This is a genomic window from Nocardia sp. NPDC058518, from assembly GCF_042719655.1.
Lineage (GTDB): Bacteria > Actinomycetota > Actinomycetes > Mycobacteriales > Mycobacteriaceae > Nocardia.
The window spans coordinates 134,099-158,997 of sequence record NZ_JBHXNJ010000002.1 but is presented as its reverse complement, the minus strand read 5'-3'; the positions used below and the strand labels follow the sequence as shown (position 1 = coordinate 158,997).

22 protein-coding genes are annotated in these 24,899 nt (G+C 66.3%); 11 read left to right on the top strand and 11 right to left on the bottom strand.

The genetic code is table 11. From position 1 onward, the window contains the following. Positions 1 to 91 precede the first annotated feature (91 nt). The 3 genes from ACFWPX_RS05470 to ACFWPX_RS05460 form a co-directional block, all read right to left on the bottom strand. The gene (locus tag ACFWPX_RS05470; RefSeq protein ID WP_378926339.1) at positions 92 to 946 is read right to left on the bottom strand and encodes an acyl-ACP desaturase; all 855 of its coding nucleotides are present in this window, start codon (positions 944 to 946) and stop codon (positions 92 to 94) included. An 82-nt stretch (positions 947 to 1,028) separates the two neighbouring features. After that, positions 1,029 to 1,655, bottom strand: a complete 627-nt coding sequence (locus ACFWPX_RS05465) for an LGFP repeat-containing protein (RefSeq protein ID WP_378915317.1) — start codon at positions 1,653 to 1,655, stop codon at positions 1,029 to 1,031. 185 nt (positions 1,656 to 1,840) lie between these two features. Beyond that, the gene (locus tag ACFWPX_RS05460) at positions 1,841 to 3,235 is read right to left on the bottom strand and encodes a PhoH family protein (RefSeq protein ID WP_378926338.1); all 1,395 of its coding nucleotides are present in this window, start codon (positions 3,233 to 3,235) and stop codon (positions 1,841 to 1,843) included. A gap of 308 nt (positions 3,236 to 3,543) precedes the next feature. On the opposite strand from ACFWPX_RS05460, the gene ACFWPX_RS05455 reads away from it, so the two are divergent. After that, entirely contained in the window at positions 3,544 to 3,816 is a 273-nt protein-coding gene (locus tag ACFWPX_RS05455; RefSeq protein WP_378915313.1) for a hypothetical protein, read from the top strand. Here the strand turns inward: ACFWPX_RS05455 and ACFWPX_RS05450 are convergent, their stop codons facing one another. Further along, the gene (locus ACFWPX_RS05450; protein WP_378926337.1) at positions 3,817 to 4,236 is read right to left on the bottom strand and encodes a limonene-1,2-epoxide hydrolase family protein; all 420 of its coding nucleotides are present in this window, start codon (positions 4,234 to 4,236) and stop codon (positions 3,817 to 3,819) included. 9 nt (positions 4,237 to 4,245) lie between these two features. After that, on the bottom strand, positions 4,246 to 4,995 hold the full coding sequence (locus tag ACFWPX_RS05445; protein ID WP_378926336.1) for a TetR/AcrR family transcriptional regulator: 750 nt from the start codon (positions 4,993 to 4,995) through the stop codon (positions 4,246 to 4,248). 109 nt (positions 4,996 to 5,104) lie between these two features. On the opposite strand from ACFWPX_RS05445, the gene ACFWPX_RS05440 reads away from it, so the two are divergent. The 3 genes from ACFWPX_RS05440 to ACFWPX_RS05430 all read left to right on the top strand — a co-directional run bounded on the left by ACFWPX_RS05440 (position 5,105) and on the right by ACFWPX_RS05430 (position 7,303). Next, entirely contained in the window at positions 5,105 to 5,359 is a 255-nt protein-coding gene (locus ACFWPX_RS05440; RefSeq protein WP_378926335.1) for an FAD-dependent monooxygenase, read from the top strand. After that, the gene (locus ACFWPX_RS05435; protein ID WP_378926334.1) at positions 5,359 to 6,249 is read left to right on the top strand and encodes an FAD-dependent oxidoreductase; all 891 of its coding nucleotides are present in this window, start codon (positions 5,359 to 5,361) and stop codon (positions 6,247 to 6,249) included. The genes ACFWPX_RS05440 and ACFWPX_RS05435 overlap by 1 nt, the downstream gene beginning before the upstream one ends. Before the next feature lie 70 nt (positions 6,250 to 6,319). Next, positions 6,320 to 7,303 (top strand): LLM class F420-dependent oxidoreductase, encoded by a 984-nt coding sequence (locus ACFWPX_RS05430; protein ID WP_378915305.1) that lies wholly within the window; start codon positions 6,320 to 6,322, stop codon positions 7,301 to 7,303. Between the two features lie 6 nt (positions 7,304 to 7,309). Here the strand turns inward: ACFWPX_RS05430 and ACFWPX_RS05425 are convergent, their stop codons facing one another. From ACFWPX_RS05425 to ACFWPX_RS05410, 4 genes are all read right to left on the bottom strand, one after another. Beyond that, the gene (locus ACFWPX_RS05425) at positions 7,310 to 8,608 is read right to left on the bottom strand and encodes a hypothetical protein (protein ID WP_378926333.1); all 1,299 of its coding nucleotides are present in this window, start codon (positions 8,606 to 8,608) and stop codon (positions 7,310 to 7,312) included. A gap of 4 nt (positions 8,609 to 8,612) precedes the next feature. Continuing rightward, on the bottom strand, positions 8,613 to 8,825 hold the full coding sequence (locus tag ACFWPX_RS05420; protein ID WP_378915301.1) for a hypothetical protein: 213 nt from the start codon (positions 8,823 to 8,825) through the stop codon (positions 8,613 to 8,615). Positions 8,826 to 8,978: 153 nt separating this feature from the next. Next, entirely contained in the window at positions 8,979 to 10,274 is a 1,296-nt protein-coding gene (glyA, locus tag ACFWPX_RS05415; protein ID WP_378926332.1) for a serine hydroxymethyltransferase, read from the bottom strand. A gap of 139 nt (positions 10,275 to 10,413) precedes the next feature. Then, a complete protein-coding gene (locus tag ACFWPX_RS05410) occupies positions 10,414 to 11,625 on the bottom strand; it encodes a DUF885 domain-containing protein (RefSeq protein ID WP_378926331.1) in 1,212 nt (403 codons plus the stop codon). 199 nt (positions 11,626 to 11,824) lie between these two features. Between ACFWPX_RS05410 and coaA the strand changes: the two genes are divergently transcribed. Next, a complete protein-coding gene (gene coaA, locus ACFWPX_RS05405) occupies positions 11,825 to 12,757 on the top strand; it encodes a type I pantothenate kinase (protein ID WP_378919376.1) in 933 nt (310 codons plus the stop codon). Between the two features lie 34 nt (positions 12,758 to 12,791). Here coaA and ACFWPX_RS05400 read toward each other — a convergent pair whose 3' ends face one another. Together ACFWPX_RS05400 and ACFWPX_RS05395 are read right to left on the bottom strand one after the other, a co-directional pair. Continuing rightward, positions 12,792 to 13,907, bottom strand: coding sequence for a hypothetical protein (locus ACFWPX_RS05400; protein ID WP_378926329.1), 1,116 nt, complete (start codon positions 13,905 to 13,907; stop codon positions 12,792 to 12,794). A gap of 248 nt (positions 13,908 to 14,155) precedes the next feature. Continuing rightward, a complete protein-coding gene (locus ACFWPX_RS05395) occupies positions 14,156 to 14,938 on the bottom strand; it encodes an isoprenyl transferase (RefSeq protein WP_378926328.1) in 783 nt (260 codons plus the stop codon). 118 nt (positions 14,939 to 15,056) lie between these two features. Between ACFWPX_RS05395 and ACFWPX_RS05390 the strand changes: the two genes are divergently transcribed. The 6 genes from ACFWPX_RS05390 to ACFWPX_RS05365 all read left to right on the top strand — a co-directional run bounded on the left by ACFWPX_RS05390 (position 15,057) and on the right by ACFWPX_RS05365 (position 24,877). Further along, positions 15,057 to 15,710, top strand: a complete 654-nt coding sequence (locus ACFWPX_RS05390; RefSeq protein ID WP_378926554.1) for a hemolysin III family protein — start codon at positions 15,057 to 15,059, stop codon at positions 15,708 to 15,710. A 115-nt stretch (positions 15,711 to 15,825) separates the two neighbouring features. Beyond that, positions 15,826 to 17,316 carry an adenylate/guanylate cyclase domain-containing protein gene (locus ACFWPX_RS05385; RefSeq protein WP_378926327.1) on the top strand — a complete coding sequence of 497 codons (1,491 nt, stop codon included), beginning with the start codon at positions 15,826 to 15,828 and terminating at the stop codon, positions 17,314 to 17,316. Between the two features lie 127 nt (positions 17,317 to 17,443). Then, complete coding sequence (locus tag ACFWPX_RS05380) at positions 17,444 to 18,595, top strand: hypothetical protein (RefSeq protein ID WP_378926326.1); 1,152 nt, start codon at positions 17,444 to 17,446, stop codon at positions 18,593 to 18,595. Beyond that, positions 18,592 to 20,529 carry a caspase family protein gene (locus tag ACFWPX_RS05375; RefSeq protein WP_378926324.1) on the top strand — a complete coding sequence of 646 codons (1,938 nt, stop codon included), beginning with the start codon at positions 18,592 to 18,594 and terminating at the stop codon, positions 20,527 to 20,529. The genes ACFWPX_RS05380 and ACFWPX_RS05375 overlap by 4 nt, the downstream gene beginning before the upstream one ends. Continuing rightward, positions 20,526 to 21,488 (top strand): AAA family ATPase, encoded by a 963-nt coding sequence (locus ACFWPX_RS05370; RefSeq protein WP_378926323.1) that lies wholly within the window; start codon positions 20,526 to 20,528, stop codon positions 21,486 to 21,488. The genes ACFWPX_RS05375 and ACFWPX_RS05370 overlap by 4 nt, the downstream gene beginning before the upstream one ends. After that, positions 21,485 to 24,877: an SAV_2336 N-terminal domain-related protein gene (locus ACFWPX_RS05365; RefSeq protein WP_378926322.1), complete on the top strand. Its 3,393-nt coding sequence runs from the start codon at positions 21,485 to 21,487 to the stop codon at positions 24,875 to 24,877. The genes ACFWPX_RS05370 and ACFWPX_RS05365 overlap by 4 nt, the downstream gene beginning before the upstream one ends. Positions 24,878 to 24,899: the final 22 nt, after the last annotated feature.

Here is a 24,899-nt window from a genome sequence, read left to right as displayed (position 1 = left end):
ACGCCCGCTGTGCTGCACCGGGCGCCCGCCCCCCGCTCCGCGCCCTACGGGCCCACCCCCGCCGGTCGTTCAGGCCCGTTCGTGGAAAAGCTCAGGCCAGGTGCGCGAGTTCGGCGCGAGCCTTCTCGCCCGCTTCGCTGAAATCGGTGCGGGAGAAGATGTTCCAGCGCCGCAGCAGCGGCTTGAACACCAGTTCGTCCTCGTTCGCACGGTCGTAGATGCCCGCCTCGGCCAGCGCCTCATCGCTGGATCCGCCACCGGGCAGATCCACGTGCGGTACACGGAAGTCGGCGACCCGATCGGCGATCGCGCGCACCCCCTGATCGGGAACCAGGTCGAGGGCGGCGGCGACGAGCACGGCGAAGAACTCGGCCTGCAGTTCGTCGTCGGCGGCCAGCTTCTCGGCCATCGCGGTGACGATCGGGTTCTCGCCGAGCGCGGCGGTGTTGCGATGCCGGATCGCGGCGGCGGCCTCTTCGAACGCGCAGGTGGCGAGCACGTCGATCAGGTGCATCGGCGGCCGGTTGAAGCCGTCGGTCATGTGCTGCATGCGGGCCCGCTCTAGCGCGATCGGGTCCACCGCGCGCGTGAGCATGAGGTAGTTGCGGATCATGATCTCGTGGCGGTTCTCCTCCGCCGTCCACCGGCCGACCCAGCGCCACCAGGGGCCGGTGCGCAGGTGCTTGCCGAGCTCACGGTGGTAGGATGGCAGATTGTCGGCGACCAGGACGCTCACGGTCAGCGCGAGCCGGGCGGTGTCGCTGAGCTCGGACTGTTCCGGGGTCCAGTCGGTGCCGCCGAGGAAGGCGAAGTTGCGCCCGTCCGACCACGGCACCAGCTCGTGCGGCTGCCAGCCGTCGGCCAACTCGATGTGGCGACGCAGGTTGATTTCCACCTCGTCCGCGAGCGAATCCAGCAGCTCGCGGTCGGTCAAAGTTTTCTGCACCCAGACAACCTAGTACCTCGTGCGCAAGCGCGGGGACCTACGGGGTGATCCAGGCCCCCGCGCTGGGCGGAGCGCAATGCTCTTACTTGGGCGTCACCGTGGTCTCACCGTTGACCCAGGTGATGGTGCCACCGGTGAAGTCGCTCTGCTTGCCGCCGGTGATGTCCTTCTCGTCGCTGGTCGGGTAGCCCAGCGTGCCGTTGGCGCCGCCGTTCTCCTCCCACGCCTCGCGAATCTCGCCCCACACGATGTGGGAGCCGGTGTTCTTGCTCCAGTAGATGGTGCCGCCGGTGAAGTCCTGGTACTCGCCACCATCGGGGCCGGCTTCCTGGGCTTCTTCCGGTGCGCCGAGCGGGCTGCTCGCGCCGCCGGCCGCCACGTACTTCTTGTACACCTCACCGGAAATGGTGATGTCACCGTTCGGGGTGGAGACGGTGGTCGATTCGCCGGCCGCTGCGCCGGTGGTGGCCGGGCCGGAGGTGGTATCGGAATCGGTGGTGGTTCCCGCAGCGGGGGTGGTGGTCATCCCGCCCATTCCCGGCTCGGTCGTGGCGCTCGCTCCCGGAGCGCCGACGGCGGAGGTCACCGAAGCGACGGCGTCTTTGGCCTTGTCCTTGTTTTCGTCGGTGCAACCGGCAGCGAGCAGCAGACCCGCCGCGGCCAGGATCGCGGCGCTCCCGGCAGCAGTACGTCGAGCGAAGTGGTTCATATCCATCCTCTCGCGAGTGGCCCCACCGGGGGTGCCCCCCGGAATGGAGCCTGGCCGATAATCCGCAACGGCCCGGCGGAACAGTGTTCGCCGAGCCGTTGCTGGATTGGTGTCCTCGCGGATATTACCCACCATTTGCGGTAATCAAACGGATTCGGGCCGTGACGCGGCCCGATTGCCGGTGATTACGCGTTCGGTCCGTACTCCTCGAGCATCTCGGTCACCAGTGCCGCGATCGGCGAGCGCTCGCTGCGCGTGAGCGTGATGTGCGCGAAAAGCGGGTGGCCCTTGAGCTTTTCGATCACCGCCGCCACACCGTCGTGCCTGCCCACCCGCAGATTGTCGCGCTGGGCGACATCGTGGGTGAGCACCACCCGCGAACCCGTGCCGAGGCGGCTCAACACCGTGAGCAGCACATTGCGCTCGAGCGACTGCGCCTCGTCGACGATCACGAACGAATCGTGCAGCGACCGACCGCGAATGTGGGTCAGCGGCAACACTTCGAGCATGTCCCGACTGAGCACCTCCTCGAGCACCTCGCGGCTGGCCAGGCCGTCGAGCGTGTCGAAGACGGCCTGTGCCCACGGGCCCATCTTCTCGCTCTCCGAACCCGGCAGATAGCCCAGTTCCTGCCCGCCCACCGCGTACAACGGCCGGAACACGACCACCTTGCGCTGCGTCCGCCGCTCCAGCACCGCCTCGAGCCCGGCGGTCAACGCCAGCGCCGACTTACCGGTACCGGCGCGCCCACCCATCGACACGATCCCGATGCTCTCGTCGAGCAGCAGATCGAGTGCGATGCGCTGCTCGGCCGAACGCCCGTGCAGACCGAATGCCTCCCGCTCCCTGACCAGTTGAATCCGCTTGTCGGCGGTGACCCGGCCCAGTGCGCTCGAGCTGCTGCCCAGCAACCGAACGCCGGTGTGGCACGGCAACTCTCGCGCATCGTCGAGATCGATCACCGAATCGGTGTAGAGCTGATCGATCTGGGCGCCCGCGACGTCGAGTTCCACCATCCCGCTCCAGCCGGAGGTCACCACGTCCTGCGCGTGGTACTCGTCGGCCGACAAGCCGACCGCGCTGGCCTTGACCCGCAGCGGGATGTCCTTGGACACCAGCACCACGTCCTCGCCCTCGGCCGAGAAGTTCAGCGCGCAGGCGAGGATGCGGGAATCGTTGGTGTCGGAACGGAATCCGGCGGGCAGCACCGACGAATCGGTGTGGTTGAGCTCCACCTGCAGGGTGCCGCCGTCGGTGCCGATGGGCAGCGCCTGGTCGAGCCTGCCGTGCTGCACACGCAGGTCATCGAGCATGCGAAGAGCCTCGCGGGCGAACCAGCCGAGCTCGTGGTGGTGCCGTTTCGCCTCCAGCTCACTGATCACGACCAGGGGTAGGACCACACTGTGTTCCCCGAACCGGGTGACGGCCCAGGGATCCGACAGGAGTACAGAGGTGTCGACGACAAAAGTCTTGCGACCGGAACGTGAGGGGCGAGCCCCTTTCTTCGAGGCCGAATTGCTCGAGGCCGAGGCCGAGGCCGTGTGCTTCGCGGAAGCGGAAACGGAGCGTGCAGCAGTCACGGTGGGCTCCTTATGTGTTCGCACGGCACCCGCGCGAACGATCTCGCTGGACCGGTCCGTCCTTGTGGGCGTTTGACGCTGAGTCAACCGCCACGAGGGCCAGGTGCCGGCCCTCTCGCACTGAGTAGCTCAGTCACGGTCAGGACCTCCCGTACGAATCACACCGACGCGACTCGCATCACCGACGCTACCGCCGAATTCGTAGCCGCGCTGCTGGACCGGCGCACGTGTCCGTGAATTTGTCGTTAACCGGCGCTGTCGCGGGCGGATCCGGCACGAGTGCGCCGCCGAGCGCTAGAGTCGATGGCATGGCCGATGACCAGGATCTGGAGAAGCTGTCGTCGAAGGAACTGCACGATCGTGCGGTGTCGACGGCCGTACGCCACGGTGATGTGAAGTTCCTGTGGGAGCTGCTCAAGTCGATCCCGGCAGCTCGAGCCGAGGCGGGCGACCTGGGCGAGAGTTCGGCCGACATCAAATACGTGCTGCCGATGATCGACGACTACTTCCACGCGGGCGACGGAAAACTCGCCGACGTGCTGCGACCGACCTACCTGGACTATCTGCGCAAGCGCCGGTAGTCAGCGCCCGGTGATCGCCTTCGCCACGCCGACTATGGTGCCGCGCAGGACGTTGCCCTTGCTGAAGTGGTCGTCCCACAGCACGATTCGGCCCTCGCGCAGCTCGAAGGTGCCGCTCACCCAGAAGCCGATCCGCACCGGGCCGAAGTGCAGGTAGTCGGTGCGGTCGGTGAGCACGATGTCGCCGTCGGCGGCGATGTGGTGGATCTGCGCGGAGAACCCGAGCTTGGGCCGATCCAGGCCGCGCAACACCGCGGCCACCCGCTGCTTGCCGCGCACGGACGGCAGTGAGGCGTTCTTCCAGACGATCGCGGGATCGAGGAGATCGAGCGCCTCGTCGACAGCGCTGAGCTCGAGCGCGGCGAAGAATTCGCGAACGATGGTGACAGCGGGCTCCGGCAGTTCCGGCTCGTCGGTCATGGGAAGAGCCTAGGACGACGATCGCGGCGGGACCAGGGGGCTGCTGAAGTTTCGCTGATCGACCAGCGCGGCGAGTCCGTCGAGAATGCGGTCGACACCGAAACGCAGGGCGTCGTTCGGTCCGCCGCTGCCCGCCGCAGCGGCGGCTTCCTCGGTGAAGGCCGCGAGCACCTCGGGATAGCGGCCTGCCGCGGCGGCCATCATCTCGGCGAACTGCTCGGTGAACCGAAGTTCGCCGTCGCCGCTCATCGACGCGACCTGCTGGGCCAGGTTGCGGGCGTGCCCGTTGAGCACGACGATCGTGTCGAGCTTTTCCGAGCCGGTGAAGCCGGTCTGAGCCAACGCGGCGAGCGCGGCTTCGGTCCACCCCATCTCGTTCGGGCCGAAGGGGCGCACACCGAGGGTGAGCTCGATCGTCCACGGGTGTGCGAGGTAGCGCGCGAAGATCGCCTCGACCCAGTCGCGCAGAGCTGTGCGCCAGTTCTGCTGCGAACCCGCGGTATCAGGCGGCTCACCCATCGCCGCGTCGAGCATCAGCGCGGTCAGCTGCTCCTTGCCCGGCACGTACCGGTACAGCGACATCTTGGTGAAGCCGAGGCGTTCGGCCAGTCGCTGCATCGACAGCGCGGACAGTCCTTCGGCATCGACCAGCGCGATGGCCTCCGCGACGATCCCGTCGAGGGTGAGCGCGGGTTTGGGCCCGCGCTTGGGGCGCTGCGTGGTCCCCCACAACAGCTCGACTGTGGTCGGCGGCGGCATCTGTCCATCCTCTCGGAATCCGTCTTGACGCGAAACTGTGTCTACCATACTCTTATCTGTATCCACAGGATACAGATTACACCGGACACAGATCTTCTAGGAGTTCGTCGTGCGTACCGTCCTCATCTCCGGCGCCAGTGTCGCCGGCCCCGCCCTGGCCTACTGGCTGCACCGATACGGCTTTTCCGTCACCGTCGTCGAGCGCGCCCCCGCACTGCGGGCGGGCGGCCAGGCGGTGGACTTCAAGGGCAAGACCCACCTCACAGTGCTCGAGCGGATGGGCATTCTCGACGAGGTTCGCACCAGGCGCACCGCACCACCGACCTGGTTTTCGTCGACGAGGACGGGCGCGAGCTCGGGGTGATGCCGGGCGAGTTCACCGGCGGTGACGTGGAGATCCTGCGCGGCGACCTGGCCGAGATCATGTACCGCAAAACCGCAGGCACCGTCGAGTACCTCTTCGGCGACACCATCACCGACCTGCGCGACACCGGCGACGGAGTGGCGGTGCGGTTCGGGAACAACCCGCCCCGCACCTTCGACCTCGTCCTCGGCGCCGACGGAATCCATTCGCGGGTAAGAAAATTGGCGTTCGGCCCCGAATCCGACTACGTCACGCACCTCGGCTACCACTACTGCGTGGCGGGTGCCAGCCACTGGAGCGATGCGGCCACTTCCCGCGACAAAGCGGCAGGCTACGCCCACAACACCCCGGGCAAACTCGCCATCGACGGCGGTCCGAAGGCCCAGCAGATGTACATGTTCGCCGCCCCCGAACTCGACTACCCCCGCAACGACCCCGCTGCCCAACGCCGCATCATCGAAGCGACCTTCGCCGACATGAGCTGGCACGCCCCACGCATGCTCACCGACCTGGCCGCTTTCGACGACATCTACCTCGACTCGATCAGCCAGGTCCGCATGAACGGCACCTACACCCGCGGCCGCATCGCCCTCATCGGCGACGCGGCCTACGGAAACACCCTGGCAGGCTTCGGAACCGGCCTCGCCATCGTCGGCGCCTACGTCCTCGCGGGCGAACTCGCCGCCGCCGCAGGCGATCACGTCACCGCGTTCGTCAACTACGACCGGATCATGAAGCGCTACGCCAAAATCGCGGGCAGCAGCAACGCGGGCCGCTTCCTCACACCGAAGACCGCCCATGGCATCAAGGTCCGCAACTGGTTCCTCGGATCCCGCTTCTTCACCATGATGATGAAATACGGCGACAGGCCGCCAACGACATCGACCTGATCGACTACCCGCAGACAGTCGGCGTGTAGCCCTTGACTTGGAGTGCACTCCAGGTCATATGGTCGATTTCATGAGCATTCGACTCGGTTACCAGATGCCCAACTTCAGCAACACCGCTTCGGTGCGTGAGCTGTTTCCCGCGGTGATCGCGCAGGCAAGGGAGGCGGAGGCGGCGGGGTTCGACGCCGCTTTCGTGATGGATCACTTCTACCAGCTGCCGTTGATCGGCGGGCCGGAGGAGCCGATGCTCGAGGCCTACTCGGCACTGTCCGGACTCGCTACCGCGACCGAGCGAATCCAATTGTCGGCCTTGGTAACCGGCAATACCTACCGGAATCCGGCGCTGCTGGCCAAGACCGTCACCACGCTCGATGTGGTGAGCGGCGGGCGGGCGGTGCTCGGGATCGGGGCCGGGTGGTTCGAGCTGGAGCATCGGCAGTACGGGTTCGAGTTCGGCACGTTCACCGAGCGATTCGAGCGGCTCGACGAGGCGTTGCAGATCATCACCCCGATGCTGCGCGGACAGCGCTCCACCCTGGACGGCAAGTGGTACCGCACCGAGGACGCGATGAACGAGCCACGCATCCGCGACGACCTGCCGATTCTGCTCGGCGGTGGCGGCGAGAAGAAGACCTTCGGCATGGCCGCCCGCTTCGCCGACCACCTCAACATCATCTGCAACGCCTCCGAACTGCCACGCAAACTCGACGCCCTGCACCAGCGCTGCGACGAAGCCGGCCGCGACCCCGCCACCCTCGAAACCAGCTTCCTCGCCATGGCCATCGTCGACGAAGACGGCGACCGCGCCCGAAAGACCCAGTCCGACATGCTGTCCCGCCTCGGCATCGACCTGTCCACCATGACCGAAGCCGAACGCCGCACCACCGTGGCCGACCGCCAATTCGCAGGCACCCCGGACGAAGTAGCCGAACAGATCCGAACCCGGGTCCTCGATCACGGCATCGACGGCCTCATCGTCAACCTGATCGCCAACGGCCACGAACCCGGCATCATCGACCAGGCAGGCCGCGCCCTGCGACCCCTGGTGAACTGAGCCGGCTCACCACGATGCGAAGTGGTCTTCTCCTCGTTGGCGGATCTGCTGGCGGCGGCGGAAGAAGACCTCTTCGGGGGTGACGGTGGTGAGGGCGTTGGTGATGCGGCTCAGGCGGGTGTCGTAGCGGTTTTCGTGGATGTGGCGTTCGATGCCTGCTTGCCATTCGGGGGGAAGGCGCGACCAGATCGCGGCGACTCTGGATTGGGCGGCCGGTTCGGATTCGGCGAGCAGCTGCAGGAGGGCGGGCCAGTAGGTGGCGTCGGTCGCGTGGGCGGGGAGGGCGGCTACCGAGGTTTCGTCCAGTTCGGCCAGGGTGGCGGCGATGTGGCGGCGGGCCGGTTCGCTCAGGCGGGCGGAGAGTGCGAAAAGGCCGCGCCACGGGTCGGCTTCGTCCTTGCCGTCCAGCGAGCGGACCAGTGCTCCGAGCACGTCGGTGTCGGCGAATTGCGGGTTCGTCGACAGTGCCCACAGGGCAACCGGATTGAGTCGGCCGATGACGGTGAGCAGGGCGGGAGAGGCGTTCCGGTTGACCGCGGTGAGCAGGAATCGACCGACCTCATGCGTGGTACCGCGGCCGAAGAAGATGTCGCCGAGGGTGGCCGCGACATCGGGGGCGACCTTGCAGAAGAACGCGAGCATCGCGTGATGCAGGGCGGGCGGACCGGCCAGCACCGTCTGGAGCATGCCGGGTACCCGCCCGCGCGGGCCTGCGAGCAATTGCCGGACTATCCGGCTCAGCGTGTGCGCGGGGTAGGCGTAGGCGGCGGTGAAGATCAGACCGGCATCGTCGAGAACGGTCTGCTCCAATGCCGCGACCAAGGGTTCGTTCACCACCGAGAGGAACCGCGCCGCTGTCACATAGTCGCGACGCCGCAGTAGCTCGTTGATGATGAGGGTGATCGGCTCCGGCCTGCCGTATCGCATCAGCTGTTCGAAGACGTCGGGGTCGAGAAACGGTGCGCCGTCGGCCGCGTAGATGGCGTCGACCGTGCACAACGCCTGCGCGCACTTCTCGGGATACTTGATCCCGACCGCCCCGAGGAATCTGGCCGCGACCACCGGCGGCACCACCCGCTCGAACAGCGCGACACCGAGAGCGACCGGGAAGATCGGCACGACCGGGCTGATCCGCCGGAACATGTCCGCGTGCTCGGCGTGCAGCGCGCGCAGGATCTGCCGCTGCATCGCCGAAAGATGGACCGCGCCGAGACGAGCCAGCGGCGCGAGGTGTTGCGGCGGCACCTGCAGGGTGCGCGCGAGCACCACGAGTTGGGTCTGGGCTTCCAGTTCGGTCTCGATCATCGGTTCAGCTGCCGAAAATGATCTTGCGGGTGACCTTGCGCAGGGGGACGGGCATCGCGGTGAGCGCGGCATCGATGGCCCGGCGCAGTGCCCGCACCTCGTTGGCTCGCGCGGCCCGGAACAGTTCGATCAGCTCCCTGGCCTCGGCCTCGGAGAGCAGCTCGAACGCGTGCACCTCCCCGCCGACCTCGCGCGCGAGCGCACGTCGATATTTCATACGGACTGACCATGCCGTATTCCATTAGCCACGTAGGCAATTCGCCGGAACTTTGTGCGTTCCGACAATCGATACCGACCATCCCCTGTCACGACGACGCCCCCGTCGACCGAAAGTATCGGTCGGCGAGGGCGTTTCGTGTGGGGGGCCGGCTCAGCCGAGCAGGCGCCAGTCTTCGAGGCCCTGGTAGAGCGGGACGCTCTGAGCCAGCTTGGAGACACGACCACGCAGGGTCTCTGTGTCGGAGGTCCCCGCCAACGCGGCAGCGATGATGTCAGCGACCTCGGTGAACTCGGTATCACCGAAACCACGAGTCGCCAACGCCGCGGTACCGATACGCAGACCCGAGGTCACCATCGGAGGACGCGGGTCGAACGGGACCGCGTTGCGGTTGACGGTGATACCGACCTCGTGGAGCACGTCCTCGGCCTGCTGACCGTCGAGCTCGGAGTTGCGCAGGTCGACCAGGACCAGGTGCACGTCGGTGCCGCCGGTGAGGACGGAAACACCCTTGTCTTTGACGTCAGCACCGGTCAAACGCTCGGCGAGGATCCGGGCACCCGACAGAGTACGAACCTGACGGTCGGCGAACTCCTCGGTAGCGGCGATCTTGAACGCGGCAGCCTTGGCGGCGATCACGTGCATGAGCGGGCCACCCTGCTGGCCGGGGAAGACCGCGGAGTTGAGCTTCTTGGCGAATTCCTGCTTGGCCAGGATCAGGCCGGAGCGGGGGCCGCCGAGGGTCTTGTGCACGGTGGACGACACGACGTCGGCGTAAGGCACGGGTGAGGGGTGCAGACCCGCGGCGACCAGACCGGCGAAGTGGGCCATATCGACCCACAGGTAGGCACCGACCTCGTCGGCGATCTCACGGAACCGAGCGAAGTCCTGATGACGCGGATACGCCGACCATCCGGCCACGATCACCTTCGGCTTGGCCTTGAGCGCGATGTCACGCACCTCGTCCATATCGATACGGTGGTCTTCCTTGGACACCCCGTAGGAATGGACGTCGTAGAGCTTGCCCGAGAAGTTCAACCGCATGCCATGGGTCAGGTGACCACCGTGCGCGAGATCGAGGCCGAGCAGGGTCTCGCCCGGGTTCATCAACGCCATCAACACCGCGGCGTTGGCCTGGGCACCCGAGTGGGGTTGCACGTTGGCGAACTCGGCACCGAACAGTTCCTTGGCCCGGTCACGGGCCAGGGTCTCGACCACGTCGACGGCCTCGCAACCACCGTAGTAGCGGCGGCCGGGGTAGCCCTCGGCGTACTTGTTCGTGAGGACCGAGCCCTGCGCCTGCAGGACCGCGCGTGGCACGAAGTTCTCCGAAGCGATCATCTCGAGGGTGTCGCGTTCACGGGCGAGCTCGCCCGCCATCGCGGCGGCCAACTCGGGATCGAGCTCACCGAGAGACTGGGTATTCACCGAAGCGGTCGTCTGCGTCACGCATGTGAGTCTATTGCCGACCCTGTGCGAGCCGAGCACGGGGATACCGCAACGCCGTCCGGGCCGCCACCCGGGAGACGCAGCTCACAGCGCGATGCTCGAGCGTCTGACCAGGTTCGATAGCCGTCGAACACGGCCGTCATCCAGTAACGACACTCATCCGCCGGATCGCCCCGGGTGTCAGCGGCTCGTCGAGCAGACGCCCGAACCGCTCGACCCGATCCTGGGCACCGACCGCACCGTCGAGCCACCCACCGAGCAACCGGTAGCCCTCCACATAGGTGCTGATGTAGGCCCGCCACAGCGGCGAGGACAGGAACCGCAGCGACTGCCGCGCCCGTTCCGGCGTCGCCAGAATCCACCGCTGCAGGAACTGCGCCACCTCGTCCTCGCTGCGATGCTGATCGTGCAGCAGCAGCGCGGCGTCCTGACGCACGTTCAGCAATTTCGCCGACGCGGTCGAGAACCGTTCGGCCCGTTCACCGTCGAAACGAAGGCCGAGGTCGGCGTAGATCTCCTGGGCCCACACGCCCCAGCCTGGTCCGACGATCGACTGCAAAGCCAGGTCGGCAAGGCCCTCGGCCATCAGGCACTGCGGGGTGTTGACCAGGAACAGCGTCTGCTCGTCCTCACCCGCCGCGACCAGTCCGGCTTCCTTGCGGCAGTGCTCGGTGTGATGGCCGGGGTAGGCCTCGTGCGCGATCAGCGCGGGGAGGTTGCCCATGTGCTGTTTGAGGTCGGAGTTGATCGCGACCGTCGAGGCGAAATTGCCGAGGTAGTAGTTGAAGCCCGACCAGGGCTTGTCGCCGACCACCTCGTAGGTGACGTGCTCGTGGTCGGGTAGCGGATACCGGTCGCGCACCCGCTCGCGCAACGCGCTGGAGAACGCTTCGACGCAGATCGCGAGTTTTTCCGGCGGGATCTCGTCGCCGCGGCGGTAGGCGGCGGCGCGTTCGGCGAGCGGACCGTCGCCGCCGAGCACCTCGTCCATCTGCCGGTGCGCTTCGCGGTAGTCGTCGGGGTCACCGGGTGCGATGTCGACGTCGAAGTAGGCGCGGACCTCGTCGACGAAGCCGATCTGCTCACCGGCGAATTTGCGGGCCGAGCACTCCATCGCCACCAGGTGGGCATCGAGGAATTCGGTGCGCTGGGCCGAGAGCCCGGCATCGGGCAGGGCTGCCCGCAGCTCGACGGCGCGCCGGGCCAGCTCGGCGGGTTCCGGGACGGCGGCGTTCTCGACATCGCGACGCAGCTGCGGATCGCCGGTATAGGCGTCGACGAACCCCTCTTCGAGGCGATCGAAAGCCAAACCGAGGCGCAGGTATTCAGTGACAAGTGGATGTGACCCCATCCGCCCGACATTACGTGGTCCATCCGAAAATGGCGCCGTACCTCGGGGTTGTTGCTAGTTACCGACTGGTAGCCAAACCCCCTGTTGCGCGCCGGTGGCGAGCACGGAGCACAATCTCGCTATGCGGTCAGAGTTATCCCGGATCTCACCAGACGGGCAGCCAAGCTGTGCGGATGCGCCCGGACGGGGGGTCGGGTAGGTGGCACGGATGAGTGAACCGAGCCCCTATGTGGAGTTCGACCGCAGCCAGTGGCGCACACTGCGCAAATCGACTCCCCTGGTTCTGACCGAGGACGAGCTGACCGGCCTGCGCGGTCTCGGCGAGCAGATCGACCTCGAGGAAGTCGCCGAGGTCTACCTGCCGCTGGCCAGGTTGATCCATCTACAGGTCGCGGCGCGGCAGCGGTTGTTCGCCGCCACCGCCACCTTCCTCGGGGAGAAGCATCCCGATAAGCAGGTGCCGTTCGTGATCGGTGTCGCGGGCAGTGTCGCGGTCGGCAAGTCGACCACCGCGCGCGTGCTGCAGGCGCTCCTGGCGCGCTGGGATCACCATCCGCGAGTCGACCTGGTGACCACCGACGGATTCCTTTATCCCACCGCCGAACTCATCCGTCGCGGCATCATGCACCGCAAGGGTTTCCCGGACAGTTACGACCGGCGCAAGCTGCTGCGGTTCGTCACCGAGGTGAAGTCGGGCGCCGAAGAGGTGTGCGCGCCGGTGTATTCGCACAAGTCCTACGACATCGTGCCCGACGAGAAGCACTGTGTCCGTCAGCCCGACATTCTCATCGTCGAGGGCCTGAACGTGCTGCAGACCGGTCCGCGACTGATGGTGTCGGACCTGTTCGACTTCTCCATCTATGTCGATGCCCGCATCGAGGACATCGAGAACTGGTATGTGCAGCGCTTTCTCGCGTTGCGCAAGACCGGCTTCGCCGACCCCGAGGCACACTTCCACCACTACGCGGCGTTCAGCGACGAGCAGGCCACCGCGGCCGCGCGCGATATCTGGAACTCCACCAACCGGCCCAACCTGGTGGAGAACATCCTGCCGACGCGCCCGCGCGCAACCCTGGTGCTGCGCAAGGACTCCGACCACACGATCAACAGGCTGCGGCTGCGCAAGCTCTGATCAGCCTGCGCGGCAACAGGTTCCGCGCACACGCTCAGCGGGAAGTGGCCGTGGGCGAACCCAGCGATACGACCTGCTGCGCCAATTCCTCACGGGCGTCGCCCTTGCGGACAACCAGCACCCCGTGCGGTGTGCCGCGCGCATCGGTCGGCTCACCGGCGACCACCTCGATCATCGACTCCTGCGCCCTCGGGAGCATGTCGACCACCGGGTACTCCCCGACCGGCGCCCACCCCTGTGCCGCCGACTGCAGCCGGTCGACCGTGCTCGGCGCGCCCGCGAAGTCGGCCCATTTACGGGTGGCGATCGTGATCGAGCTGTCGGTGCTCCAGCGCGGGCTGTAGGCCGCCGAGCACTCGCCCGGCAGCGTCGGCAGCGCCAGGACGCTGTTGGTGGCGGCGTCGATGGTCGCCACATTGCCGCTGCCACAGGTCGCGCTGCGCGCCGTCGCGCCTGCCAGCACGAAGGTGTGCCCGTCCGGTCCGGCGGCGGCCGAGAGTCCGGCGTCGATGCCGGGCACGCGGCCGAGCGGCAGGATGGCGTCGACGCCGATGGCGTAGAGGTGGCTCTTCTCCCACCACAGTCCGCGCGATTCGACGCGAGCCAGCAGGACGAATTCGTCGGTGGCCGCCACCAGCTTGGCGCCGTCCCACGCGCCGCCGGTCAGCGGACTCGGCGAATCCGGCAGGACGATCTCACGTTCGGGTCCGGCGGGCTCGGTACCGCCCAGATCCATGCTCATGATCTGGCCCGGCTCCCGCCACCAGCCGACCACCGACCCACGCAACGCCACCGCGTCGCTGCAGTCGCACGGTATGCGCGTCACCGACCGGTCCCGCACACCCAGCGCGACCAGTGTCTTGCTGCTCGTCTCCACCGCGAACGCGTACTGCCCGTCTCTGGTGAACGACACCGCGGCCGATGAGTAGCCGAAACTGCCCGGCGCCCTGACGGTTTCGGCGCCGTGTACCACCGCCAGCTCGGCGTCGGTGCGATAGGCGAACACGGGGCCCTTCGCGGCCTGCTCCTCGGCGGGCGTCAGTCGTGGCGGCGCCGGCTGGTCGACCCCGCCGCAACCCGTGACCACCGCCACGGCGCCGAGCACCGCGATCCGCGCACGCCATCCGCTCGCCTTCGTCGCAACTCCCACAGCTCACACCCCTGCAATGTGTCGTCGGGCCCGGTCTCGTGCGGCAGCCTAATGGACACAGCCGCCCGAAGACGTGCGCACGGCCGGAGCGAATGCGGAGGTACGCCTAGCTCGGGGGCGTCCCGGATCGGGCCTTCTCGACGACAACTTCCAGGCCGCGTCGAGCCTGGTCGCCACGTCGATATCGCGGACGGCCGACCGCCGGATCCACGTGCAACGGGATGGTCAGTTCGACGACCGCTACGACATCACACGCCGAAACGGCGGTGCCGCGCGGCGTAATCCCGTAGTGCGCGCAGGAAGTCGACGCGCCGGAACTCCGGCCAATACGCCTCGGTGAACCAGATCTCCGAGTAGGCGCTCTGCCACAACAGGAAACCTGAAAGTCGCTGTTCGCCAGAGGTTCTGATCACCAGATCCGGGTCGGGCTGACCGGAGGTGTAGAGGTGCTGGCCGATCGCGTCGACCGTAATCGACTGCACCAGATCCTCACCCGACTCCCCCGCGGCGATCTCCTGGCGCACCAGCGAACGCACCGCGTCGGTGATCTCCTGGCGCCCGCCGTACCCCACCGCGACGTTCACATGCACGCCATCACGCCCGCTCGTGCGCTCGGCGGCCACCCGGAGGCGCTTGGCGATCAGCTCGGGGAAACCCTCGAGCGACCCGACGATCCGCACGCTCCAGGTCTGCTCAGGGGCGGATAGTTCCTCGACGACATCGGTGATCACTTCGAACAGCGTCTCGAGCTCATCGGCATCGCGGCGCAGGTTCTCGGTCGAGAGCAGATAGACGGTGACCATCTCGATGCCCTGGTCGGAACACCAGCCGACGAGCTCGGCGATCTTCAGCGCGCCGACGCGATGGCCGTGGCTGACATCGGTGAACCCGTTCTCGCGCGCCCAGCGGCGATTGCCGTCACACATCACGGCGACATGGCGAGGGTGCTGCTTGTCTGCCAGCTGCTGCGACAGCCTGGCTTCGTAGATGCGGTACGGCAATCCACGCACCCGACCAAGAAACGACTCCACAGCCGCACCCTACGCCTGGAACTGCCTCACTCCCCCGCCTCCCCGGTCTTGCCGTAACCTTGGGCCGGTAACCTACGGTACCGTAGGTTTTGGCTTGGGAGGTTTCGTGGAGGCGGTTCTGACTGAGGCCGACGGGCACTCGAAGCCGCGGTTTCGCGGGTGGATTCATACGTGGGCCGTGGGAGTCGCCGCTGTCGCGGTGACGGTGCTCGTGGTGTTCGGGTTCCTGACGTCCTTGACCGCGGGCTGGTCGACGCTGCTCTACGGGGTTTCGGTGTGCGCGCTGTTCGGCGTGAGCGCGGTGTATCACCGGATCACCTGGGCGAGCGTGCGGACCAGGGTGCGGATGAAGCGGGCCGATCATTCGATGATCTTCCTGTTCATCGCGGGCAGTTACACGCCGTTCGCGCTGCTCGGGTTGCCCGGTCGGACCGGGCAGATCCTGCTGGTCGTGGTGTGGGCGGGGGCCATCGCGGGAATCGCGCTGAAGTTGTTGTGGCCGACCGCGCCCGCATGGGTGGGGGTGCCGCTGTACCTGCTGCTGGGGTGGGCGATCGTGCCGGTGGCGCCAGAGCTGCTGCACAACGTCGGCGTGGCGCCGCTGGTACTGCTCGCGGTCGGTGGGGTGATCTACAGCGTGGGGGCCGTGCTGTACGCGACCAAGTGGCCCAACCCTTGGCCCGACTTCGGGCATCACGAGTTCTTCCACGCGGCGACGGTGGTCGCGGCGCTGTGTCACTACGTCGCGATCTGGCTCGTCGTGCTCGGCTGAACGGCGCGTGGGCGTGGCGTGGACCCGCGTGCCTTCTATGCTCAGTAGTTGTGTCACCGGTCAGCGCAGCTCGTGATGCCCGGGCGTCCTCCGGCGCCGGGGTCGGGCGTGCGCGGTGAACCGGCTGGTCCGGTGGGCGCTGCAGTCCTATTGGGGACTGGCGCTGGTGGTCACCTCCGCCAATTTGGTCGGGGCCACGGCTATCTTCCTGGTCAGCTGGGCGGGCGGCGTGTTCAGCCGGGTCGGCACCGATTGGAGTGACGCGGCGCCGCTGATCCTGATCTATCCGGTGGTCGGCTTCCTCGCAGGCATCGGAATCTCGCTCTACGACCGGCGCCGGTACATGCGCTGGCTCGACGACAACCGCAAACCGACGCCCGAGGAAGCGCGGGTCCTGATCCGGCTGCCCGCCGCGATCACCGCGCGCGTGATCGTGCTGTGGGCACCGGGCGTCGTGTTGACCGTGTGGCTGGTCGACCGGTTCACCGACTATCACAACGTCCCCGTGCTGCTGGCCGGCTTCGCCCTCGGCGGGCTGGAAGCGGCGGGCGCGACCTATCTGATCCTGGACCGGCTGATCCGGCCTGCCGTGCCCATTGTCGCCGCGGTGCTCGGGCCCACCGTGCATCCCAGCTCGACCGTGCTGGTTCGGGTACTCGTCACCTGGGCGGTGTCCAGTGCGCTGCCGGGACTGATCATCATCGTCGTCCTGAGCGACTCCACCACCTCCGCCTCGGACCGGGTGCGTGCCGCCTGGCTGTTCTCGATCGTCGCGCTCGGTGTGGGCGCGTTCGCGACCGCGCTGCTCGCGCGCTCGGTGGCCACGCCGATGCGCACGATGTACCGGGCGCTGGACCGGATCACCCGCGGCGAACTCGATGTGCGGGTGCCGGTGGGCAGCGCGAGTGAGATCGGGCGGCTCGAACACTCAGTCAACGAACTCGCCGCCACGCTGCGCGACCAGATGCACACCGAGGATGTCTTCGGCAGGCACGTCGGCTCCACCGTGGCCGAGCGTGCGCTGGCGGGCAGCACCGACCTCACCGGCGATGTGCGCATCGTCTCGGCGCTGTTCGTCGACGTCACCGGCTCGGTGCAGCTCTCCGCCGAAATGGCACCCGAGGATTTCGTGCACAAGCTCAACCGCCTGCTCGCCACGGTCGTCGCGGCCACCGAGGACAACGGCGGCCTCGTGAACAAATTCGCGGGCGACGCCGCCCTGTGCATCTTCGGCGCCCCGTCCGCCCTGCAGGACAACGCCACCCCCGCCCTGCGCGCCGCCCGCCGCATCCGCGACGAAGTGGTCGCCACCGGCGAACTCGACGTCGGCATCGGCGTCGCCCGTGGCCAGGTGTTCGCCGGCGACGTCGGCGCCGACACCCGCCTCGAATTCACGGTCATCGGCGACGCGGTCAACGCGGCCGCCAGGCTCACCGCCGTCGCGAAGGAAGCTTCCCGGCGCGTGCTGGTGAGTGATTCGGTCTGGCAAGCCGCGACACCGGCCGAACGATCGAAGTGGAAGCGCTACAAGGACTTACGCCTGCGCGGAATCCCCGGCCGAACCCGGACCTGGACGGATATCCCGCCCAGCGGGCACGGCCGCTGAAACCCCTTGCCACATACCCGGACAGCAAGTCCGACAACCCCTTACGATGCAAGCACGCGGCGATGACAGGGGGTGTCGGTATGTGCGTCAACGGGTATGGGATCGCCTCACCGAGGTGCCGGGGCCGATGACGACGCTGTTGTTCGTTCACGGCACCGGAGTCCGCCAGCCCTCCTACGACACCCGGCTGGCCGATGTGCGGGCGGTCATGTCGACCTTACGACCAGATTGGTCCGTCCAACCCTGCTATTGGGCAGGCGCGCACGGTGCGACACTCAACGCCGGTGGCGCGAGCATCCCCGGCGCCGACGTCGTATCGCTCGACCCGAAACTGGCGCTGTGGTGGGCATTGAGCCACGACCCTCTGTTCGAATTGCGCAAGCTCGCCGGACAGCCCGAACCCCGAAGGGCACCAGGCGAATTCCCCGAAACCGCCGAACTTCTCGACGCGGCCGCCGCCCTGCCGACGCCGGATCTTCTCGCGGCGGCGAGCGAAGCCGGAATGTCCGAGGTGCTTCCCGACGCGGTGCGCGATGTCATCACCGACCACCTGTGCACCGAGGCATTGGATCGCGTCAGCGGTGGATACAGCGCGGGGGCAGCGGTGCTGGCGCGCGCAGTCGTCGCCACCGCGGCGACCATGGCGACCGATGCGACCCCGCTCAGCGGCGACGAACGCGACCTGCTGATCACGGCGGTCATCGCTGCTCTCGACGGTGAGGATCGCGGTCTACTCGCCGACTCCACCCGACTCCTCGTGGATTTGGCGATGCGCGCTGGTGGGAGTCGGTGGATCGAGAAGAACAGGGCCGAGTGGACGAATTCGGCGTCCCCCGCCGCGGGCGATGTACTCAAATACCTGGTCCGCGGAGCAGGTATTCGTGGCTGCATCGCCGACGCGATCCAGCGGATCGACAACGGCCCGGTAGTCATACTGGCGCACAGCCTCGGCGGCATCGCCTCGCTCGAACTACTTGTTCACCAACATATTCCGCAGGTCGAACACTTGATCACCGTCGGCTCCCAGGCGCCGTTCCTCTACGAGATCGACGCCCTGCCTGCCCTCGCCTTCGGTGACACACTGCCACCACATGTCCCACGGTGGAGCAATATCCTCGACCGCCGGGATCTGCTCGCCTACCGTGCATCCGGCGTTTTCCCTGGTCGCGTCACCGACTACGAGGTGGACAATCGGGCACCGTTTCCCACCGCCCATAGTGCGTATTTCTCGCGGAAAAACACGCGCTTCCACGAGCTGATGGACGCCGTGCTGCGATGAAGGCCGACCCGGACAAGACCATCGCGGTAGTGGTCGGTATAGACGACTACGAGTTCGGGGAGCAGTCGGAGCTGGGCGGACCGGTCGCCGATGGGATGCGGTTCATCAGGTGGCTGCGCGACCGGGGCGTTCCTGGGCGCAACATCACCTTCCTGGCAGGCCCGACCGCGGCAGACTGTTCCAGAGTCGACGAATTCGCCGCCGCAGAGGCGATCAGACTGCTCGATGCCCGCCAAGAATCAATCCGTCCGGTCTTCCTCGACTTGCTGGCCGCCGGACCGGACCAGTGCTCGAGCGAACTGCTGATCGTGTTCTGGGGCGGACATGGTGTCACCGACCAGCACGATGACTTCTATCTCCTGTTCTCCAACACCCGGGCACATGATCAACGCGCGCTGAACTTCGCAAATCTGGCCCGCACCATGGCTACTGCCAGGAACCACCCGCAACAGCTCTACTTCGTCGACGCCTGCCGCGTCTCGGCATCATTGTTCGACTTCGACGGGTTGAAGGACGACTTCCCCAGCAAACGTGGTTGGTCCATCGAGTCGCAGTACATCATGTACGCCGCCGCCAAGTACCAACGCGCGAAGGAGATCCGGAAGCAGCGGTCGGGCGCCTATTCCCAGGCTATGCTCGCCTCCTTGCCCATAGTCTGGCCACTCGACCTGGACACACTGGCGAAGCGCACCGAGAACGAATTCTATAAAGAGCATCGGCTCAACGTGTTCCGGCCACAGACTCCCTATCGCACGGTCGCGACCGGCCCCCGAGGACAGTCGTTGGTTACGTTGGTCGGAGAAATCGAGGAAGTACAGATTTCCTCGACCGCGCTGACCGAGCTGCACTCGATCCTCGCCCGTAGCGCGCCGATCGATGTGCGCGTTCCTTTCGTGCAGTCCTACCCGCGACCACCGGCAGACCTACCCGATATCGAGATCACCGATGCGATCACGGCGCTGCGAGGGCTCAACTCCGCTCGGCAACTGCTCGAGTTCCTGGTGCGTGTGGCGTTCGCCCCGGAGCAGTCCGCCGGATTCCGTGGTGAGTTGCTGCACTGGATAGGCGCATACCCGACGAGGGCCGAAATCACCAGGGCAGTGACCGAATTGATCGAGCAGCAGCGGACAGAGCAACCGCAGCGCACGCATCTGCAAGTGTGGTTGGAAGAGTCCGGCGCGATGTCGGGCATGTATGTACTGAAGTCGGTCAATTGCTTCGTCGGCGATCGGCTCGAGTCGAAACCGGACGTTCCCGAAACACCCATCGCCGCCACGGCGGTTCCTGGCACGCTCGTCGCCATGCTGAACACGGCCTCGCCCACGCCGACGCCACTCATCGAATTCATCGTGCCGATCTATGAGGTCGAGAATCCGTACGAGGAACTGCCTATCACCGCAGAAGAACCGCACACCCTCGGCATCACCTATCCCGTCGTGGTTCGACCGGAAGACCTCCTCGACCGCCATCTGCCGAGCTCTCTGGACCGCACCAGCAGGAAGCCTCTCACCGACTTTTGCAGGCCCGACTCAGCTCTCGTCCATCATCTCGTCGGCGGCGCGAACCCCGAAGGGCTCGCCGCGCTGACCATCGACCACCTCTGCGTCACGATGGTCGATGTCACCAAGCTGTCGAGGGACATTGTGGAGTCACTGTCCGAACGGGGCATTCCGGTCGCGCTGTGGCATCGCCCGCCCAAGCAACCGAGGAGAGACCCGTCACCGATTCCGCGCCAGGGCATCCTGGTACAGCGGCTGGCCCGTGACCATGCGATCGCCGACCTGCCCGATGTGGTGTTGGAGCATCGCCGCGCTGCTCATACCGACCCGAATCATCCCGCACATGATCTCGTCCTGCTCTGGGGCGACCCGGAACGTAGCCCGTTCCAACAGAATCTGCGAGATCAGTCCCGAAGCCGAGGAGGACACCCATGAGTGCATGGCCGATCTATCGCGGGTCCGGTGAACCGCATAACGGCATCGCGAACCTGCCCGACCCGCCCAACTGGCGTCAGTTCGACGGTGAAACCGGGACCCACCGCAGGCTGGGCGACCGGGAGCATCAGCGAACACCGACCAAGGACGAGATCGATATCATCAATGCGGCGCTATTTCTCCGGCGTCCGCTGCTGATCACCGGAAAGCCCGGGGTCGGCAAGTCGACGGTGGCCTACGAAGTCGCCGAAGAGCTCGGGCTCGGCGAAGTGCTCCGCTGGCCGATCACCAGCCGGACCCGACTGCGCGACGGCCTCTACCACTACGACCCGATCGGTCGCCTGCGCGAGGAAAAGCATCGCACAGCAGCAGATTCCGACCAGGCCGACGATATCGGACGACATATTCGCCTCGGCCCGCTCGGTACCGCACTGCTGCCGTCGGACAAACCGCGCGTACTACTGATCGACGAGATCGATAAGAGCGACATCGATTTGCCCAACGACTTGCTGAATGTTTTCGAGGAGGGCGAATTCGAGATCGACGAATTGGCCAGGCTGCCCGAGAACGTCACCGAAGTGCGCGTACGCACGGCCGATCCAGAGGCCGCGCTCGTACCGATCCACCGTGGCAGGGTGCGCTGCTCGGCGTTTCCGGTCATCGTCCTCACCAGCAATGGCGAGCGAGAATTCCCCACCCCCTTCCTGCGGCGCTGCCTGCGGTTCGTGCTGCAGCCGCCGGACCGAACTCAGCTCACCGAAATCCTCACCGCGCAGCTCGGTTCGGCGGCCTCGGCCGCGGCGGACGAACTCATCAGCAACTTCCTCGCCAGTCGCACGACCGACGAAGTGACGACCGACCAGCTACTCAATGCGGTGTATCTGACGACGTCGGCGGGGACCGAACGCCCGCTCGACGACATAGTCCAAGCCGTCATGAAACCGTTGAATCAGTTGTGATCGCCGAACTCGCCCAAGTACTCGCCGACGCTGGCCTCGACCTGAACGTCGACGAACTCCGCGACGCGCTGTGGTTGGCCGAGCACCTGCCGACCGAACCTGCACCGGCACGCGCTGGTGGCGACCTGCCGGCGCCAGTGCCGCCGAGATCCGATGCCGCGGGAACGCTCGATGCCGACGACCTCATCGTCGAATCACCCATGGCTACAACACACAACCCCGAACTCCCCGCATCGACTATCTGGTCAGGACCGCGGACCTCGGTGTTCGTCCGTGGTCCTGATGCGCGAGGTACCGCGATGGCGGGAGTGCCGGTGCGGATCGCCGCGGTACCCGCACTGCGTCATCAACTCGAGTTGAGCCGAGCGCTCAAACCCCTCGGGCGGCGCGTCGACAGCGATCGGTTGTTCGAGGTCGACGAGGACGCCACCGCGGACCGGATCGCCGAGGAAGGCTTGTGGGTTCCGGTGCTGCGACCGCAGCGGGAACGCTGGCTCTCGGTGGCACTGGTGGTCGACTCCGCACCGTCGATGGCCGTGTGGCGGCGCACCGTCGACGAGTTCGCCGGGCTGCTCGGCAGACAGGGCTGCTTCACCGATGTGCGTCGCTACCGGCTGGATTCCGCGCAGGAGGGTCGGCCGGCCGACCCGCTCGGGGCGGCGACCTACGCACACCGCGGCGTGGTCATCGTCATCACCGATGGGGTGTCCGTCGGCTGGCGCAATGGCGAATCCCAACGGCTGCTCCGGCATTGGGCTCGCACTGCACCCGTGTCGATCATGACCGTGCTGCCCCAGCGCATGTGGCGCGGAACTGGATTGCGCATGCGCCCCAAGGAGTTCCGGGTGCCACGCCCCGCGATACCCAACGCGCAATGGCAGGTGGCGGATTCACAGGACGTCCGGATCCCGGTCTTCGAAATAGCACCCGACTGGATTCGACAGTGGTCGACGCTGACCACCGCGTCTGCGGCCCGGCACCGTGCCGCACTACTCGCGACACAAGACGTTGGCACGACCGAGCACACCGATGCCCGGTCCGACCAGGCCGCCGACCCGGCCACGCTGGTCGAGATCTTCCGGATGACGGCGTCCCCCACCGCATTCCACCTCGTTTGCTACCTCTCCGCGACCACACTCGTACTACCGGTGATGCGCATGGTCCAGCACGTCATGCTGCCCGAATCCCACCTCGCCCACCTGGCCGAGGTAATCCTCGGCGGCCTCCTGGTCCGCTGGGAACCCGGCCCGGACACCGACCCCGAACAGGTCGAATACGACTTCCTCCCCGGCGTCCGCAATGTTCTCGCCGACCAATTGACCCGCACCGAAATCGTCGACCTGCTACGCGCATCGAGCGAGTTCGTGGCAGGCACCATCGGTTCGCCCTTCGATCTGGAGGCGATGCTGAGCGACCCGGACTCGGTCGACCTTCAGACGGTGACGCACACCGAAGGCGCCGAGCCGATCGCGTGGGTGGCTGCGTCGCTGCTGGCTCGGATGGATGGCAAGTATCGGGTGTTGGCGGACAAGCTGATGGGCCGGAATCCATTGGATCCCGCGCCACCGAAGCCGGTGTCAGAACTCGCCGGATTCGATGACCGGATGGCGGTAGCGGTGGCACTCGCGGACGCCAGGGAGTTCAACCGCGCTAACGACCTCCTCGAGGTTCTACTGGCCGACTGCAATGAGTCGTTAGAACCTGACCACCCGAGCACACTGCGCACCCGGACAAAGCTGGTCGAATACGCTCTCGACGCGCGCGACGTTCTCCGCGCCAAGAAACACATTGCCCTTTTGGCACGTGAATGCCTGCGTGTCTTCGGCACCGACAATGAAATAGCGGTCGCAGCACAACACAGCGAGGCCCGATTCACAGGCCATTCCGGCAACCCGAGTTCCGCGATTGAACAATTGTCGGAGCTGATGCCAGTCTCGGAACGTGTACTAGGACCCGATCATCTCGAGACTCTCAACATCCGCCACAACATCGCCTACTGGACTGGCGAAACTGGCAACCACACAGCCGCGATGGAGCTGTTCCAAGCATTGCTCCCCGACCGCACCCGAGTCCTCGGACCCGACGACACAGAAACTCTCATCACCCGAAGCCAACTCGCCTACCGGACCGGCGAAACAGGCAACCACACCGCCGCCATCGAGCTCTATCAGTCCGTACTCCTCGACAGCACCCGAGTCCTCGGAGCTGACCACCCCGACACACTCACCATCCGCCACAACATCGCCTACTGGACCAGCAAAACAGGCAACCACACAGCCGCAATGAAGCTGTTCCAAGCATTGCTCCCCGACCGCACCCGAGCCCTCGGACCCGACGACACAGAAACTCTCATCACCCGAAGCCAACTCGCCTATCAGAACGGCGAAACAGGCAACCACACCGCCGCCATCGAGCTCTATCAGTCCGTACTCCTCGGCCGCACTCGAGTCCTCGGAGCTCACCACCCGGACACCCTCACCACCCGCCACAACATCGCCTACTGGACAGGCAGAGCAGGCAACCACAACGCTGCCGTCGCGGCATTCCAAGCCTTGCTCTCCGACAGCACCCGAGCCCTCGGCCCCGACCACCCCGACACACTCAGCGTCCGTAGCAACATCGCTTACTGGACCGGCAAAACGGGTGACCACACCACCGCTCTCGACCTATACGAAGCCTTGCTCCCAGACAACACCCGAGCCCTCGGCACCGACCACCCCGACACACTCAACACTCGCAGCAACATCGCTTGGGAAGCCCGCAAAAGTGGTGACGCACAACGCGCCACAGCCATGTACCGCTCAATGCTCGCCGACTGCATCCGAGTCCTCGGCCCGACTCATGATCGGATTCGTCACATTCGGAGCTATCTTGCGTACTCGACTGCACAATCAGCCGATCCAACAACGGATTCCACATCATCTACATCGTTGTCCGAAGATCCCGGAATCGTCGTCTGGTTGGAACTGCTCGCGACCGCGCACCTGGTAGGGCGTCCGTCACCGAACCCGGATCGACCATGGCTGACCGGGTTGAGGGACCGGTATTCGCTGGAGGAGCTCGCCGATGCCGTCGAGCTACGTTTACGAGTTTCCGTCGAAGCCCAAGACCAGTGGACGGATGTCGAGACACAACCGGAGGCGCTGATCGCTCATCTGGTCGATCGCGCCATGAGTTTCCTGGACTACCGGAGTCCGGTGGTGTGCGATGGCAATGAAACCGAGTGGCACACACCGGAGTACCTGGAATACACCGACGTCTTTGCCCGATCGATCCGGGCGTTGTATCAGCATGCTGATCCTTCCGAGCAGTTCCTCGGTGCGACCGAGTGGCTCAACCTCACCACCACCTGGCCGACCATCGCCTACGGGCTCACTGACATGGCCTGACCTGCGGCGTGCGGGCAGTGAT

Excerpts from the sequence above, each read along its gene's own strand:
- ACFWPX_RS05465 (WP_378915317.1), bottom strand. The coding sequence starts at position 1,655 with ATGAACCACTTCGCTCGACGTACTGCTGCCGGGAGCGCCGCGATCCTG.
- ACFWPX_RS05455 (WP_378915313.1), top strand. The coding sequence starts at position 3,544 with ATGGCCGATGACCAGGATCTGGAGAAGCTGTCGTCGAAGGAACTGCAC.
- ACFWPX_RS05450 (WP_378926337.1), bottom strand. The coding sequence starts at position 4,236 with ATGACCGACGAGCCGGAACTGCCGGAGCCCGCTGTCACCATCGTTCGC.
- ACFWPX_RS05445 (WP_378926336.1), bottom strand. The coding sequence starts at position 4,995 with ATGCCGCCGCCGACCACAGTCGAGCTGTTGTGGGGGACCACGCAGCGC.
- ACFWPX_RS05435 (WP_378926334.1), top strand. The coding sequence starts at position 5,359 with ATGCCGGGCGAGTTCACCGGCGGTGACGTGGAGATCCTGCGCGGCGAC.
- ACFWPX_RS05430 (WP_378915305.1), top strand. The coding sequence starts at position 6,320 with ATGAGCATTCGACTCGGTTACCAGATGCCCAACTTCAGCAACACCGCT.
- ACFWPX_RS05425 (WP_378926333.1), bottom strand. The coding sequence starts at position 8,608 with ATGATCGAGACCGAACTGGAAGCCCAGACCCAACTCGTGGTGCTCGCG.
- ACFWPX_RS05420 (WP_378915301.1), bottom strand. The coding sequence starts at position 8,825 with ATGAAATATCGACGTGCGCTCGCGCGCGAGGTCGGCGGGGAGGTGCAC.
- ACFWPX_RS05410 (WP_378926331.1), bottom strand. The coding sequence starts at position 11,625 with ATGGGGTCACATCCACTTGTCACTGAATACCTGCGCCTCGGTTTGGCT.
- ACFWPX_RS05380 (WP_378926326.1), top strand. The coding sequence starts at position 17,444 with ATGACGACGCTGTTGTTCGTTCACGGCACCGGAGTCCGCCAGCCCTCC.
- ACFWPX_RS05375 (WP_378926324.1), top strand. The coding sequence starts at position 18,592 with ATGAAGGCCGACCCGGACAAGACCATCGCGGTAGTGGTCGGTATAGAC.
- ACFWPX_RS05370 (WP_378926323.1), top strand. The coding sequence starts at position 20,526 with ATGAGTGCATGGCCGATCTATCGCGGGTCCGGTGAACCGCATAACGGC.